Source organism: Deltaproteobacteria bacterium (assembly GCA_016875395.1).
Taxonomy (GTDB): domain Bacteria; phylum Myxococcota_A; class UBA9160; order UBA9160; family UBA6930; genus VGRF01.
The window spans coordinates 54,516-69,126 of the sequence record VGRF01000018.1 but is presented as its reverse complement, the minus strand read 5'-3'; the positions used below and the strand labels follow the sequence as shown (position 1 = coordinate 69,126).

General features: G+C 70.0%; 14 protein-coding genes. 6 read left to right on the top strand and 8 right to left on the bottom strand.

Annotated elements, in window-relative coordinates:
- Positions 1–194 precede the first annotated feature (194 nt).
- The 3 genes from mraZ to FJ091_14370 form a co-directional block, all read right to left on the bottom strand.
- Positions 195–641 (bottom strand): division/cell wall cluster transcriptional repressor MraZ, encoded by a 447-nt coding sequence (mraZ, locus tag FJ091_14380; GenBank protein ID MBM4384538.1) that lies wholly within the window; start codon positions 639–641, stop codon positions 195–197.
- A gap of 262 nt (positions 642–903) precedes the next feature.
- Positions 904–1,935: a histone deacetylase gene (locus FJ091_14375; GenBank protein ID MBM4384537.1), complete on the bottom strand. Its 1,032-nt coding sequence runs from the start codon at positions 1,933–1,935 to the stop codon at positions 904–906.
- A 38-nt stretch (positions 1,936–1,973) separates the two neighbouring features.
- Positions 1,974–2,525, bottom strand: coding sequence for a hypothetical protein (locus FJ091_14370; GenBank protein MBM4384536.1), 552 nt, complete (start codon positions 2,523–2,525; stop codon positions 1,974–1,976).
- Positions 2,526–2,673: 148 nt separating this feature from the next.
- Between FJ091_14370 and FJ091_14365 the strand changes: the two genes are divergently transcribed.
- On the top strand, positions 2,674–3,822 hold the full coding sequence (locus FJ091_14365; protein ID MBM4384535.1) for a zinc-ribbon domain-containing protein: 1,149 nt from the start codon (positions 2,674–2,676) through the stop codon (positions 3,820–3,822).
- Here FJ091_14365 and tatA read toward each other — a convergent pair.
- Complete coding sequence (gene tatA, locus FJ091_14360) at positions 3,782–3,973, bottom strand: twin-arginine translocase TatA/TatE family subunit (protein MBM4384534.1); 192 nt, start codon at positions 3,971–3,973, stop codon at positions 3,782–3,784. The genes FJ091_14365 and tatA overlap by 41 nt on opposite strands.
- 86 nt (positions 3,974–4,059) lie before the next feature.
- Between tatA and FJ091_14355 the strand changes: the two genes are divergently transcribed.
- Complete coding sequence (locus FJ091_14355) at positions 4,060–5,400, top strand: phosphomannomutase/phosphoglucomutase (GenBank protein MBM4384533.1); 1,341 nt, start codon at positions 4,060–4,062, stop codon at positions 5,398–5,400.
- A gap of 40 nt (positions 5,401–5,440) precedes the next feature.
- On the opposite strand, the gene FJ091_14350 is transcribed toward FJ091_14355, so the two are convergent.
- The 4 genes from FJ091_14350 to FJ091_14335 form a co-directional block, all read right to left on the bottom strand.
- Positions 5,441–6,484 (bottom strand): thioredoxin domain-containing protein, encoded by a 1,044-nt coding sequence (locus tag FJ091_14350; protein ID MBM4384532.1) that lies wholly within the window; start codon positions 6,482–6,484, stop codon positions 5,441–5,443.
- A 49-nt stretch (positions 6,485–6,533) separates the two neighbouring features.
- The gene (locus FJ091_14345; protein MBM4384531.1) at positions 6,534–7,151 is read right to left on the bottom strand and encodes a hypothetical protein; all 618 of its coding nucleotides are present in this window, start codon (positions 7,149–7,151) and stop codon (positions 6,534–6,536) included.
- A 72-nt stretch (positions 7,152–7,223) separates the two neighbouring features.
- Positions 7,224–7,754 (bottom strand): sigma-70 family RNA polymerase sigma factor, encoded by a 531-nt coding sequence (locus FJ091_14340; GenBank protein MBM4384530.1) that lies wholly within the window; start codon positions 7,752–7,754, stop codon positions 7,224–7,226.
- Positions 7,755–8,034: 280 nt separating this feature from the next.
- The gene (locus FJ091_14335) at positions 8,035–9,036 is read right to left on the bottom strand and encodes an AAA family ATPase (protein ID MBM4384529.1); all 1,002 of its coding nucleotides are present in this window, start codon (positions 9,034–9,036) and stop codon (positions 8,035–8,037) included.
- Positions 9,037–9,353: 317 nt separating this feature from the next.
- Between FJ091_14335 and FJ091_14330 the strand changes: the two genes are divergently transcribed.
- Genes FJ091_14330 through FJ091_14315 form a run of 4 tightly spaced genes read left to right on the top strand, consistent with a single transcriptional unit; the run spans position 9,354 to position 14,467 of the window.
- A complete protein-coding gene (locus FJ091_14330) occupies positions 9,354–10,532 on the top strand; it encodes a hypothetical protein (protein MBM4384528.1) in 1,179 nt (392 codons plus the stop codon).
- Positions 10,513–11,346, top strand: a complete 834-nt coding sequence (locus FJ091_14325) for a M48 family metalloprotease (protein ID MBM4384527.1) — start codon at positions 10,513–10,515, stop codon at positions 11,344–11,346. Before FJ091_14330 ends, FJ091_14325 begins: the two co-directional genes overlap by 20 nt.
- Before the next feature lie 53 nt (positions 11,347–11,399).
- Complete coding sequence (locus FJ091_14320) at positions 11,400–12,839, top strand: sigma 54-interacting transcriptional regulator (GenBank protein MBM4384526.1); 1,440 nt, start codon at positions 11,400–11,402, stop codon at positions 12,837–12,839.
- Entirely contained in the window at positions 12,836–14,467 is a 1,632-nt protein-coding gene (locus tag FJ091_14315; protein MBM4384525.1) for a hypothetical protein, read from the top strand. The genes FJ091_14320 and FJ091_14315 overlap by 4 nt, the downstream gene beginning before the upstream one ends.
- The last annotated feature ends 144 nt before the right edge of the window (positions 14,468–14,611 follow it).

The following is a 14,611-nucleotide window of genomic DNA, read 5'->3' as shown; positions in this document are numbered from 1 at the left end:
GGAACCGTCCGCGAAGCGATCGAAAGATGGGCGCTACGCGATTCAGATCAGGGCAGGGGTGCTTCGGAGCTCTGCGCGGCCGTGCGGGTCGAGCTCCCATTCTCTTCCCGCACTTCGCGCAGTAGCTCCGAAGACACCCCGAACCCTCTCTCGACCGAAGAACGGTCCCTCGGTCCCCCCATCGTGCGATTTCTTCACAGACCCAAATCCGCCACGCTGCGAGCGAGCTCGGGGCCGCGGTCTTTCGCGGTCGCCACCTCGCGCTCGAAGCGGGCTTTGTCCCAAATCTCGATGCGCTTGCCGATGCCGGCGAGCACGATGTCGCGCTGCAACCCGGCGTACTCGCGCAGGTCGGCGGGGATCGTCAGGCGGCCTTGGCCGTCGAAGTCGCAGTCGAACGCGCCGGAGAGCATCAGCCGGCTCATCATCTGCACCTCGGGCTGCACTTGCGACATGCCCTTGATGCGGCCCTCGATCTCGTCCCAGTCCTGCGCGGAGTAGACTGCGATGGCCGGCACGCCCGGAAAGTTGGTCAGGACGGGAGGACGAGCGCCTTGCGGCTTCACCTCATCGCGCATCACCTGCGGCATGGCGACTCGTCCCTTGGCGTCCATCGTGTAGGTGAAGCGACCGCGGGCCATCTGGCTCGAACCACCCAGCTCCCGAGTCTGATTTGGCCGGAATCACCGTGATTCCCCACCAAACCCCACCGTTGGCCACTTTGTAAACCGCCGCGCGACCGCGATCAAGGGCAGAGTGGGGTTCCCTGCAAAAAAAATTGCAGTCCCAGAAGTTGTGGGCGCGAGTTGTTACGGGGCCGGATCTAGTGGCGGCACGCGTGACGCCGATCACGACCTCGATCGCGCGACCGGCTCCCGCGCGCGATCCCCGAGGACCTCGGAGCTAGGCCGTCCCCACTTCGCCGTAGCGCGCCCGATGCAGCGCGGCGGCGCGCTCGACGAGCTTCGCCGCGCGGCTGTGCGGCTCGAGCGGTGCGGCTGCCGGCGCCCGCACGGCTCGCGCCGCGAGCACGTCGACGAGCGCGCCCACGCCTTCGCGGAGACCGCTCGCCGCGTAGCCGCCCTCGAGCACGCAGGCGAGTCGGCCGCCGCACAGCTCGTCCGCGAGCGCGCGCACGCTCGCGCTCATTCCGTAATAACCCGCCTCGCTCACTTCCATCGACGCGAGTGGATCGTCGCGATGCGCGTCGAAGCCCGCGGAGAGGATGATCAGGTCCGGGTGAAAGCCGCGCGCGATCGGCGCGAGCACGCGCGCGAACACCGCGAGGTACTCGTCGTCGCCGCACGCGGCGGGCATGGGCACGTTCACCGTCGCGCCCTCGCCGCGTCCGACGCCGATCTCGTGCCAGTCGCCCGTGCCCGGGTAGTGAGGGAACTGGTGCGTCGAGAAGTAGAGCACCGACGGATCCTCTTCGAAGCTGTGCTGCGTGCCGTTCCCGTGGTGCACGTCCCAGTCGACGATCAGCACCTTTTCCAGCCCGAGCTCGCGCTGCGCGACGCGCGCGGCGATCGCGACGTTGTTGAACAAGCAGAAGCCCATCGGCCGCGCTGCTTCCGCGTGATGCCCCGGCGGCCTAACAACTGCGAGGCCCGCGTGTGCGCGGCCGCTCGCGACCGCGCGCACGAGATCGACCGCGCCGCCGGCCGCGAGCTTCGCGACGCGCTCGCTCTCGGCGCACGCATAGGTGTCGGCGTCGAAGCGAATGGGCGCGCGCGCGGCGCCTTCGGCGACGAGCGCGAGATGCTGCGCGCCGTGGATCAGGCGCAGCTCCGCGTCGTCAGCCTCGCGCGCGGCGAGCGGTGTCAGGAGGTCGCGCCGCGCGGCGAGCGCCTCGGCGACGGCGACGAGGCGATCCGGGCGCTCGGGGTGGCCCGCGGGCCCGCGGTGCTCGGCGTAACGCGGATCCTCGACCACGGCGACGACGCGCGCGGGTCCCGCCACGACGCTCGGCCCTATCGCTCGCCCGCGCGCCGTCGCGGCTGCTCGTTCCGCTCTTCCAAGCGCGCTTCGCGGGCCTCGCGCTCCTCGATCAGGCGCGTGAGCCGGTCGAGCCGCTCGCTGATCTCGCGCAGCTCGGAGCGGCGCGGAATGTCGAGAGCTTCGGCCATGCGCTCGAAGCCGCGCTGAAACAAGCGCTCGAAGTCCGCCTGCGCGCCGGCGCCGCTCTCGCGCGAGCCGTTCGCGTTTCCGACGAGCCCGCGCAGGTTCCCGCGCAGCTCCTCCAGATCCTCGCGGGCGTCGCGCAGCCGGTCGGCCAGTGCGGAGCTGCCTTTGGTGAACAGCTCGCTGATCAGGTTGCCCGGCGCCGAGCGTCCGCCGCGCTCCGTGTCGACCAGGATCTGCGACAGCGTGACGGCGGTGATGTCCTCGCCAGTCTCGTTGTCGACGACCTTCACCTCTTCGCCCGCTTCGAGCAGCTCCGCGATGCCGCGGAGCGTCACGTAGCGGCTCGCCGCGGTGTTGTAGAGCTTGCGATTCGCGTACCGCTTGATCAGGACGGCCATGGCTCGCTCGCTCGTTGGGTCGAAGTGCGGAGCCGGCCGACCATAGCGGTCGAGATTTGCGAGTCAGCCCTGCGCCGCCTCAAGCCGCGCGCCGGCTCGGACGAAAAACTCCGTCGATGCCGCGTTGTGCACGCACGCTTGCTCGGGGATGCGCTTGATCGTCGAATGTCAGCAGTGCAAGTCCCGGTTTCGCCTCGACGAGGCGCGCATTCCCGCCAGCGGCGCCAAAGTGCGCTGCTCGCACTGCAAGACGGCCTTCGTGGTCAAGCGCCCCGGCGCGACGCCGGACGATGTCGTCGGCGAAGTGATCGCCGAGGCCACGAACCCGGGGCAATCGAGCGCGCCTGCACCGACTGAGGACTTGTTCGAGCGCACGCACTCCCCCAATCCGATCGCGCAGGACGCGCACGCCAGTGGAGAGGACCACTGGGAGTTCGACGAGGCGCCGGAGGCGCCGCGAGCGCGCCGCGAGCCAGCGGCGGACGAGCGCAGCCCGCAGCGGCCAAGCGCACCACGTTCCTCGGCGGCCGAGGTCGACGAAGACCTCGATTCGCTCGGCTCGCCTGCGGAGTGGGACTTGCTGACGGGCGCCGCCGAGCGCATCGCAAAGGAAGCCAGCTTCCAGACCGCTCCCACTCCCGCCGCCCCGCGCGCCACCCCGGCGCGCAAGCCCGAGCGTGCGGCGCCAGTGTTTGTCGGATCCGCGCCGGCGGCGTCGCAGGCTTCCCACGAGCCGGAAGCATCGGAGCCGGCGTGGCGCGAGACGCTCGCGGAAGGCGTCCAGACGACCGTGCGCGGCGTGGCCTGGCTCGCAGCTTCAGCGGCCTGTGCCGCGGGACTCGCCCTCGCGCTGGCTCCTGTGGGGCTGCCGGCGGCGTCCGCCCCGAAGCCCGCGTACGCGGCGCCCGAGGGCGTCCGCAACCTCACGGTCCGCACGCTCGAGAGCGCGGTCGCTGGCCGGATCACCCTCGTCCGAGGCGAGCTCGGTTCAGGCCCTGCGCGCACGCGCGTGCGCGTCGGCTGGGTCGAGGAGTCCGGGCGCGTCCTCGCGGCGACACTCGCGGGCCCGCCGCTCCGCGCGAGCGAGCTGCGCGAGCTCGGAGTCGCACGGATTCGCGCCGAGCACGAGCAGCGCGGCGAAGCGTTGGCGCGCGGCGGGGAGTTCGAGGCGGTCTACGCCGAGTTGCCGGAGGGCGCGGTCGGCATCGCAGTGACCCGAGAGCGCGTGCCGGAGCCGTTCGCGCCGGCGGCGCCGCCTACTTCTTCGGATCCTTCAGCTCTTCCTTCTTCGGAGTGACGTCGATCTCGTCCTTGCCCGAGAGGCCGGTGCGGAAGTTCTTGATCGCATTCCCGAGCCCCGAACCGATCTCTGGCAATCGCCGCGCACCGAACAGCACGACGACGATCACCAAGATGACGAGGAGCTCTCCGATGCCGAGTCCGGCGATTCCAAGCATGGAAGCCAGAGTGACCCGTGGCCTTGGGGTGGTCAAGCAGCGCGCGGCGCACCCCGACTGCCGGTAGGTTGCGCGCGATGTCGATCTTCAAGGCCTACGACATTCGCGGCGTGGTTCCGAGCGAGCTGAACGTGGAGAGCGCCTATCGCATCGGGCGCGCGACGGCGCGCTTCCTCGGCGCGCGCCGCCTCGCGATCGGGCGCGACGCGCGCACACACTCGCCGGAGCTCGGGGAGGCGCTGGTACGCGGCGTGCGCGAAGAGGGCGCGAGCGTGCTCGACATCGGGCTCGCGGCGACGCCGATGCTGTACTTCGCGACCGACGCGCTCGGCGCGGACGGCGGCATCATGCTCACCGCGTCGCACAATCCCGCGCAGTACAACGGGATGAAGATCTGCGGGAAGAGCGCAGTGCCGATCGGCGAGGCGACGGGCCTGCGCGAGATCGAGCGCATCGCGGGGGAAGTGAGCCGCAGCGCTCCCGCCGCGCGCGGCGGGCGTGAGAGCAAGGACGTGGTCGACGCCTACGTGCGCCACGCGCTCGCCGTCGCGAGCGGCGAGATCGCGCCCCTGCACGTCGCGATCGACTGCGCGAACGGGATGGCGGCCGTCGGTCTCGAGCCGCTGCTCGCGCGCCTTCCGCTGCGCGTGGAGAGGCTCTACTTCGAGCCCGACGGACGCTTTCCGAATCATCCGGCGGATCCGCTGAAGGTCGAGAACTTGCGCGACGTGAGCGCCGCGGTGCGCCGCACCGGCGCGGACTTCGGCGTCGCATTCGATGGCGACGCGGACCGCGCGATCTTCGTCGACGAGCGCGGCGAGCCCGTGCCGTCGGACCTCATGACCGGCGTGCTCGCGGCGCTTCAGCTGAAGCGCCACGGCGGCGGCAAAGTGCTCTACGACCTGCGCTCGAGCTGGGCGACCTCCGACGCGATTCGCGACGCGGGCGGCGAGCCGGGCATGTGCCGCGTCGGTCACTCGTTCGTGAAGGCGCAGATGCGCGAGAGCGGGGCGGTGTTCGCTGGCGAGCTCTCGGGCCACTTCTACTTCCGCTTCTCGGAGCGGCTCGTCGCCGACGACGGCATCGCTGCGTTCGTCGCGCTGGCAGACACGCTCAGCCGCGCGGGGCGCCCGCTCTCGGAGCTGATCGCGCCGCTACGCCGCTATCACGCGAGCGGCGAGATCAATCGCCACGTGGACGACCCGCGCGCGATCATCGATGCCGTGGCGCGCGAGCACGCCAGCGCGCGCGAGGTCTCGCGCCTCGACGGCCTGCTCGTCCGCTACGACGACTGGTGGTTCAACCTGCGGCCCTCGAACACGGAGCCGCTGCTGCGCCTGAACCTCGAGGCGAAGACCGCGACGCGCATGTGCGCCGAGCGCGACGCGATGCTCGCGCGCATCGGCGGTCACGCCTGAACGAGCAGGCGGTCGAGCGGCGCCTCTCGCTCCGCAGCCGTCAGCTCTGCGGCGGCTTCGCCAGCTCGCTGTCGATCGCCTTGCGGAAATCCTCGATCGGGATCGCGCCCGAGTAGGCCACGCCGTTCACGAAGAACGCAGGCGTGCCCGACACGCCGACCGCTTTTCCCGCGGCGAGATCGGCGTCGACGCGCTGTTTGCCGCGGCCGGAGGCGAGACACGCTTGGTACGCGTTCACGTCGAGGCCGGCCTTGGTGGCGTGCTCGAGCAGCTTCGGTGCCGCGAGGCCACCTCCGGTGTACAGCAGCTCGTGGAACTCCCAGAAGCGTCCATGCTCCTCCGCGCACACGGCCGCTTCGGCGGCGCCGCGCGCCTGCGGGTGAATGCTCTCGAGCGGGAAGTGGCGGAACTCGAGGCGCACCTTGCCCGCGTACTCCTTCATCATCTGCGCGACGGTCGGCTCTGCGCGCTTGCAGAACGGGCACTCGTAGTCGCTGAACTCGATCACCGTGACCGGCGCATCCGCCGGTCCCTTCGCGGCGCCCTTGCCCGCGACCGTGACGCGCGGCTGCACGAGCAGCGTCTCGACGTTCGCGGCGGCGCGCAGCTCGGCGATGTAGGTCTGCGCGGCATCGGTGCCTTTGCTGCGCTCGAGGTACTGGCGAATGCCCGCCGCCTCGGTCTCGAACTTGCGCTCGCCCCACTCGGCCGCGTGCTGATCCCAGAACGCCTTCACGTCCGCGTCGCTCACCTGCACGCGCTTCGCGGCCTCTTGGTCGAGGAGCGTGTCGGCATCGACGCCGCGCTTGCCGGCCTCTGCGTCGAGCAGCCGCTGATCGATCATGCGCTCGAGCCCGCGTGCGCGCAGGGCGTACACCTTCGAGGCGTTGCCGTCTTCGGTTTGGCTGCGCCACAGCTCGTCCTTGATCCACGCGTCGAGCTCGCCCTCGGAGATGGTCTCGCCGGCGACGCGCGCGACGGGTGCGCCCGACGCATCCGCGGCCTTTCCTGACGAAGCGCCGTTGCAGGCGACGAGTGCGAGCACGGTCAGCGCGAACAGCACGGAAACGCGAAGCGATTTCATCGAAGAACCTCGTTGGGGCGGGGCGATGCGTTAGCAGGCACGCGCGGAGTCACCACGGATCGAGCGCAGGCAAGAGATCGTCCAGCCGCTCGACCCACGCGACGGATTTCTCGGCGAGCGGCGCGCTCGCGGGTCGCGCGATCGCGACGAGCCGCTCGATGCGTGCGTCGGCCGCGCGGTGCGCGAGGCCGATCGGCAGCGTTCCCGCGAACGCGACGGTCGCGACGCGCGAGGGCGCGCTGCCGCGAAGCGCGTCGAGCGCGCGCGACAGGTCGCGCACGGCCTGCGCGAGGAGTCCGCGCCAGAGCAGCGCGTCGGGCGCCGTCTCGGCGCCGCTCGCCGCAGCGACCGCGCGCTTCGAGAGCTTCGCGTTGTGGCGATCGCCGTGAAGCGGCAGGTCGATTGCGGCGAGCGCGATCCCGGCCGCCGCGCAGCGGGCTCCGGCGGTCGCGACGGCGGCATCGCGCGCGCTCGAGCCCAGCGGGTGCAGCGCGAGCACGAGGCGATCGCGGGCGGCGCCGCGCGGTAGCCACAGGCGCCCGCTCACGCAGTCGCCATCGCTCGTGCACTCGAAGCGATGCTCCGCGAAGGCGCCGGCGTCACGCGGAGGAGAAAGCCAGGCGGCTCTCGGCTTCAGTCCTGAGCCTGCCGGGTGCGAGTCGCTCACGCGGCCAACCTAGCCCGCGCGCAGCGCGCGTTCACCGCGTGCAGAGGGCCCGCGCGACTTCGCTTGCGCTGGCTAGCGCGCCAATAACATCTTGCGCGCGCGATACAGGTGAGACTTGACGGCGTCGCGGCTGCACTGCGCTTGGCGCGCGATGTCCTCGATCGGCATGTCCTCGAGGTGGTGCAGGCGGAAGTACTCCCACTGCGACGGAGATAACCGGCGCGCGGCGTCCTCGAGCTGCGCGAGGCGCTCGCTGCGCTCGTAGGCCGCGTGCGGGTCGTCGCCGCTCGCGTCGCCGCGCACTTCCGCGACGGCATCCGAGAGCGCGACATCGGTGTCGTTCCACGGGACGGTGTCCGCGCGTCGGCGCTTGAACCGGTTCGCGACGGTGCGGCGCGCGAGTCCGTACACCCAAGCGCCGAACGGCGCCTCGCCGCTGTACGCGTCGAGCGACGAGAATGCCGCGATGAAGATCTCCTGCACGGTCTCTTCGACGTCGAAGCGCGCGCCCATGCGCTTCGAGACGAAGCGGTAGATGCGCGGGAAGAAACGCCGGTAGAGCGCCTCGAACGCCTCGCGGTCCCCGCTGCGGACGCGCTCCACTAACTGTTCGTCGCTCTCGCCTAACTGTCCGGCCGCCCCAGCTCCCGCCCGGCTCGACTCCGCCATGCCAGCTTCCCCTTCCGGCTCCCCAAAGGTGCGATTCACCCCAAAGCGTGTTGTGGACGCCACAGGTGACGAGGTGACAAAAAAAGTCACTCGCGTTCGGGTTTGGGCCGAAGGAAAAGTCCCAGGGGGAGGGCGCAGGCCCGCGCTAGCGGACGACCAGCACCGACTGGCGGGTCCCGGGCGCCTTGGCGGGCGCAGCGGCGTCGTCGCGCCACTACCCGTCGACGAGGTAGCGGTAGCGGTAGGTCCCCGGAGGAACCGCGAGGACCTTCGTCCACACGCGCTCCTCCCCGGCGACCTCGACGCGCGAGCGGACGTTCTTGTCGGGGACCCAGCCATTGAAGTCGCCGGCGATCCGAACGTCAGTGGCGGCGGCGTCGCGGAACGAGACCGTGACCTCCCGCAGCGCGCGGTCGGAGGCCGCTATCGGGACGTCGCCGGCGCCCGCGAGCGAGACCTCGAGCGCAAGCGCGGCGTAGTCGGCAGCGCCGGCGGCGTGCGGCGCGGTGCTTTGGATCGGCTTCCCGCTGCGCGCCGCTTCGCGCAGCTTCACGTTCGCGCGGATCACGGTGTCGAAGCAGAGCTCGGGGAACAGCGCGCGGATCTCGCCGAGCGTCTCTCGCGCGTAGCGCGTGCGGCCGTCGTAGAGCGTGGGCAGCACGCGAATCGTGAGCTTGTGGCCGACGCGCTCCGCGAGCAGCGCGATCGTCTCGAGCAGCTTCTGAACGCCGTGCACGGCGAACTCGCTGGTCTCGAGCGGCACGATCACTTCGCTTGCGGCCCGCAGCGCGTTGAAGGTGAGGACGCCGACGTTCGGCGGGCAGTCGATCAGCGCGAAGTCGTAGGCGCTCGCGACGTTCGCGAGCGCGCCCGCGAGGCGCTCCGTGCGCCCCTCCGCGCGCTCGGCGGTGAGCTTCTGCTCGAGCGCCGAGAGCACGATGCCGGACGGTGCGACGTGCAGCGTCTCCGAATGAGCGCGGATGACCTTGGGGAGGCGCTGCGCGTCGGGCGAGCCGAGCGGCGCGATCAGAATCTCGTAGAGGTTCTCGTCGAGCGTGTCCGGGTCGATGCCCAGCGCGAGCGTCGCGTGCGCCTGCGGGTCCATGTCGACCACGAGCACGCGCGCGCCTTGCTCCGCGAGGGCGCCGGCGAGGTTCACCGCGGTGGTGGTCTTGCCGCAGCCGCCCTTCTGGTTGACTACCGCGATCGTGCGCATGTCCCCTCCGAGCACGCGCGGGCTGCGCGCGTTCGCCAGTCGGGAGGAGGCGAGCCCAACGAATCCCTAATCAGTCGCGGCGGCAGCGTGCGCGTGCGCGGCAGAATCGCGGTCGGCGAGAGAAATCGAGACGAGACGCCCTCGAAGTCAGATCGCTCCCCTCATCCCCGATCGCGCAAGCTACCGCGGAGCGACTCCGAGTCAACGTTTTGCCCTGCAACTTCGCAGCTCTAGCGTTCGAGTTGCGAACCGCGACTGCACGCCCGAGGCGAGCGCGCTTGCTCGCTGCCCCAGGTGCCCTCGGGTAGCTTCGAAAAATGAGCACGCCCGGCCGCGCTTCCGACATGCCGCTCGTCGAGGATGCGACGGGGCGCCGCCCGTTCATGCGCGGGATCATGGTTCACTCGCTGCTCTCGCGCGGCGCGACCTTCGACGAGGCCTTCCGCACCGCGACTGCGGTGCGCGACAAGATTCGCGGGCGGGAGCTCGTCGGCCGCGACGAGCTGGCGGCGATCGTGAGTGAGCTGCTCGGGCCGTCGCTCGAGAATCCGCCGGTAAGCCACGGCGTGCCGCCCGCGATCCAAGTGCGCGATGACCGCGCGAGCGACGACGAGACCATGCCGTTCTCGAAGGGCATCCTCGCGCAGTCGCTGCTCGCCGCGGCGATCGATCCCGACGATGCCTTCGCCGTCGCGCGCGACATCGAGACCTCGCTGCTCGCGCGGCGCGTGCGCGAGATCTCGCGCGAAGAGCTGCGCCGCATCGCGCAGGAGACGCTCGGCGCGAAGCTCGGCACGCGCGTCGGGCAGCGCTACCGCGCGTGGCGGGCGTTCCAGGAGACGGGCAAGCCGCTCATCCTGCTGCTCGGCGGCGCTGCGGGTGTGGGAAAAAGCGCGCTCGCGCAGGCCGTCGCGACACGACTCGGCATCACGCGGGTTTACTCGACCGACGCCATTCGCCAGGTCATGCGCATCATGCTCTCGAAGGAGCTCATGCCCGAGATCCACGCCTCGTCCTACGACGCGCACGTGAACCTGCCCGAGCACCACGCCGGCGACGACGCGGTGATCGCAGGCTTCCGCGCGCAGGCGACCGCGGTGACGGTGGGCGTGCGCGCGATGATCGGGCGCGCGATCGAAGAGAACACGAGCATGATCATGGAAGGCGTCTCGATCCTGCCCGGCCTCGTCGACCCCGCGCGCCACGCCGCCGACGCGCACGTGATCTTCCTCGCGGTCTCGACGCTCGAGCCCGACGCTTTCCGCAGCCGCTTTGCCGCGCGCGCCAGCGAAGCGAAGCAGCGCGCGCCGCATCGCTATCTCGAGAATCTCGGCTCGATTCTGCGCATCCAGGACCACATCCTCGAGCTCGCCGAGGCGCAGGATCTCCCGATCGTGGACAACCGGTCGTTCGACGACTCGGTGCTCTCGATCCTTCGGCACGTCACCGAAAGCCTTCGCACGCAAGGAGAATCCAGTGGCAACTCAACGGACTGATCTCGTGAAGCGCGTTCTCGCCCTGACGATCGGAGCTGCGCTCGCCGCGTGTTCGGCGCCCACCGTCAGCGACGAGGAAGAGCTCGGGCGCCAGGCGGCCCAGGAAATCCGGCGCCACGCCAAAGTGCTCTACGACGACGTGGTCGTGACTTACGTCGAGGACATCGGGCAGCGGCTCGTGCAGGCCGCGGGGCCGCAGCCGTTCGAGTACACGTTCACCGTGCTCGAGGACGACTCGCTGAACGCGTCCGCGACGTTCGGCGGGCAAATTTTCGTCCACACCGGCCTGATCACGCTAACGCGCAACGTGAGCGAGCTCGCGGGCGTGCTCGGGCACGAAGTCGGGCACGTCGTGAAGCGCCACGTCGCCGACAACATGGCGCGCGCACAGAACGCCGGCCTGCTTCGCAACGCGGCGGTCATCGGCGGCATGATCGGCGGCGTTCATCCCGCGATCACGGACGCCGCCACCGGTTTTGGCGCGCTTGGCATCATGAACACCTTCAAGCGCGAGGCGGAGGAAGAGGCCGACGCGTTCGCCGTCGAGGTCGTGCCGCGCGCGGGCTACCACCCCGACGGCATCGCGAACTTCTTCGACGTGATGTCCGCCTCCGGGCAGACTCGGGTACCTACGTTCTTCTCGAGCCACCCCGCGAGCGCTGAGCGCTCCGCCGCGACGCGCGCGCTGATCGCGAAGGTGAAGCTGAGCGAGGACCTCAAGGTCGACGACAACGGCAAGCTCGAGATCATCCAGCACCGCATTCGGCTGCTCACGAAGGCGCGCGAAAAGAGGGCGGACGACCGCTTGCGCTGAGCGCGATCCCGGACGCGCGTGGTATCCCTCGGCGCGAGCGCCGAGGAGCCCGCATGCCCGCATCGCCCGCCGCGCCTTCCCCCCGCACGCTCGGAGAGCTGAAGAAGGCGGGCTACGCCCCGCGCACGCTGCGCGAAGAGATCCGCGCGAACTTGTTAGGAAAGCTGCGCAAGGGCGAGGAGCTCTTCCCCGGCATCCTCGGCTACGAGGACAGCGTCGTCCCCGCGGTCGAGAACGCGCTCTTGTGCGGCCACGATCTGATCTTTCTCGGTGAACGCGGGCAGGCGAAGAGCCGCATGATCCGCGCCTTCGTGAACCTGCTCGACGAGTGGCTGCCCGTCGTCGCCGGCAGCGAGATCAACGACGACCCCTTCGCGCCCGTGTCCGCGTACGCGCGCCAGCTGGTCGCGGAGAAGGGCGACGCGACGCCGATCGCGTGGGTCGCGCGCGACGCGCGCTACGCGGAGAAGCTCGCGACGCCGGACGTCTCGATCGCGGACCTGATCGGCGACGTCGATCCGATCAAGGTCGCCCAAGGCCGATCATTAGGGGACGAGCTCACGATCCACTTCGGGCTCCTGCCGCGCACGAACCGCGGAATCTTCTGCATCAACGAGCTGCCCGATCTCACGGAGAAGGTGCAGGTGGGCCTGTTCAACGTGATGCAAGAGCGCGACGTGCAGGTGAAGGGCTACGCGGTGCGCCTGCCGCTCGACGTGCTCGTGGTCGCGAGCGCGAACCCCGAGGACTACACGAGCCGCGGCCGCATCATCACCCCGCTGAAGGACCGCTACGCCGCGCAGGTGCGCACGCACTACCCGCCGACGCGCGAGCTCGAGCTCGCGGTCGTGCGCCAGGAGGCGAAGCTGCCGCAAGCGCCGGGAGTGAAGGTGCACGTGCCCGCGTTCATCGAAGCGATCGTGGGCGAGATGACGCTGCAGGCGCGCTCGAGCCCAGACGTGAACCAAGCGAGTGGCGTCTCGGTTCGCATGTCGATCGCGAACTACGAGACGCTCGTGGCGAACGCGCTGCGGCGCGCGCTGAAGCTCGGCGAGCAGCTCGCGGTGCCGCGCATCACGGATCTCGAGTCGATCGTGCAATCGACCGCGGGCAAGCTCGAGCTCGAGTACGCCGGCGAGGAACGCAGCGAGACGGAGATCGTGCGCGGCATCGCGCAGCGCGCCGTGCGCCTGGTGTTCGACGCGCTCGTGCCCGGTGAAGGCGTGGCCTCGGTGGTCGAGTCGTTCAACCAAGGCTGGAAGGTCGAGGTCGCTGCCGACATGCCGGCGGGCGGCTACCTCGACGGCCTCGAAGAGATCAAGGGCCTGCGCGAGGCGGCGGCGCTGCTCGCCGGAGGCGACAAGCCGGAGCATCTCGCGAGCGCGATCGAGTTCATTCTCGAAGGGCTGCACCTCGCGAACCGCCTCAACAAGTCGGAGACGGAGGGTGGCGCCCGCTACGGCGGCGCCGGCACCGGCGGAAGCAAGAAGTGAAAGCCTGGCGCTACAGCGCTTGGGACGGCACGCAGAGCGAGTTCTCGCTCGACGTGCGCCGCGCGCTCGACGCGCTCTCCGACCTGATGATGGAGGGCCTCTCGCCGGAGGAGGCGCTCGAGATGATGCGCCGCGGCGGGTTCGAGATGGCGGGCATGGACTTCCGCGTGATGGGCACCGAGGAGCTCATCCAGGAGCTGCGGCGCGAGGCGCAGAAGCTGCTGCAGCAATACAACCTCGATCACGCGACGGACGAGATCGCGCAGAAGCTCGACGACATCTTGAATCGCGAAGAGAGCGCCCAGCGAGCGCAGCACGGGCAGGAGTCGCGCGCGCTGAACGAGTTCCTCGAGAAGCGCCACCGCGAGCGCACCTCGCTCGCCGACAAGATCGAGGCGTTTCGCGACCACGAGTTTCTCGACGAAGAAGCGGGCGAGGAGTTCCGCGCGCTGCTCGAAGAGGCGGATCGCCTGCGCGAGCTCGAGGACTTCATGCGCGACAACGCGCAGCGCTTCCGCGGCAAGGAGGGCGCGGACTACGAGAAGGCGCAGGAGATCCGCGAGCGCCTGCAAGCCCTGCAGCAGCTCGCGCAGGAACTGCGCAGCGGCAACTTCGAGCGCCTCACGCCCGAGCAGCTGCGCGAGCTGCTCTCGGAAGAGGGCGCGCGCAGCCTGATCATCCTGCGCGACCTCGATCAGAAACTGCGCGACGCGGGTTTCCTGCGCGACGGCAAGGACGGCGCGGAGCTGACGCCGCGCGCGATTCGCCGGATCGGCGCGCAGGCGCTCGCCGCGGTCTACAGCCAGCTGCGCAAGGGGCGCCCCGGCAGCCACGACACCGTGGCGCACGGCGTCGCGACGATCCGCCCCGACGAGACGCGCGGCTGGGAGTTCGGCGACGCGCTGAACCTGCACGTGGTGCGCACGCTGCTGAACGGCGTGAAGCGCGCGGCGATGGAGTCGCGCCCGCTGAGCGGCGGAGCGATTCCGCTCACGCTCGACGACCTCGAAGTGAACGAGTGCGACTACTCGACGCAGACGACCACGGTGTTGTTACTGGACATGAGCTGGTCGATGTCGTGGGCGGGCCGTTTCCCCGCCGCGAAGCGGGTCGCGATGGCGCTCGATCACCTGATTCGCACGCGCTACCCGCGCGACAAGTTCTTCGTGGTGGGCTTCTCGACGCGCGCGAAGGATCTCCCGATCCAGAAGCTGCCGTACGCGACGTGGGACATGGGCGACCCGTTCACGAACCTGCAAGAAGGTCTGATGCGCGCCGAGCAGCTGATCCTCGAGAACCCGAGTCCGAGCCCGCAGATCCTCGTGATCACGGACGGCCAGCCCACGGCCTACTTCCGCGGCAAGGAGCTGCACGTGGAGTGGCCCATGGGTTTCGGCGGCGTCTCGCCGCACGCGGTGGCGGAGACGCTGAAGACGGTGCGCCGCGTGACGGGGCGCGGCGTCACGATCAACACGTTCATGCTCGACGATTCGCCGGAGCTCGTGGGGTTCGTCGAGCGCATGACCGAGATCAATCGCGGGCGCGCGTTCTTCACGTCGCCGACGGCGCTCGGCTCGTTTCTCACGGTGGACTACCTCAACCACAAGCGCTCTCGAAGCCGCGGTTGATTCGCTCGCACGCGGCGTGTTGTTAGGAGCTTCGAGGCGGTCCGCTCCTTCCTTCGCGACGATCGCGCGCCACCCAGCGGCGAGCGGCGCGCTCCTTGACTTCGCTCGCCTCGCCGCAGGCTGAAGTCGATGCCGTAACGCGCT

What these genes read in the sequence shown, in the direction of transcription:
- FJ091_14365 (MBM4384535.1), top strand. Translation starts at nt 2,674, where the DNA reads ATGCGCTTGATCGTCGAATGTCAGCAGTGCAAGTCCCGGTTTCGCCTC.
- FJ091_14370 (MBM4384536.1), bottom strand. Translation starts at nt 2,525, where the DNA reads ATGGCCGTCCTGATCAAGCGGTACGCGAATCGCAAGCTCTACAACACC.
- mraZ (MBM4384538.1), bottom strand. Translation starts at nt 641, where the DNA reads ATGGCCCGCGGTCGCTTCACCTACACGATGGACGCCAAGGGACGAGTC.
- FJ091_14335 (MBM4384529.1), bottom strand. Translation starts at nt 9,036, where the DNA reads ATGCGCACGATCGCGGTAGTCAACCAGAAGGGCGGCTGCGGCAAGACC.
- FJ091_14330 (MBM4384528.1), top strand. Translation starts at nt 9,354, where the DNA reads ATGAGCACGCCCGGCCGCGCTTCCGACATGCCGCTCGTCGAGGATGCG.
- FJ091_14350 (MBM4384532.1), bottom strand. Translation starts at nt 6,484, where the DNA reads ATGAAATCGCTTCGCGTTTCCGTGCTGTTCGCGCTGACCGTGCTCGCA.
- FJ091_14320 (MBM4384526.1), top strand. Translation starts at nt 11,400, where the DNA reads ATGCCCGCATCGCCCGCCGCGCCTTCCCCCCGCACGCTCGGAGAGCTG.
- FJ091_14355 (MBM4384533.1), top strand. Translation starts at nt 4,060, where the DNA reads ATGTCGATCTTCAAGGCCTACGACATTCGCGGCGTGGTTCCGAGCGAG.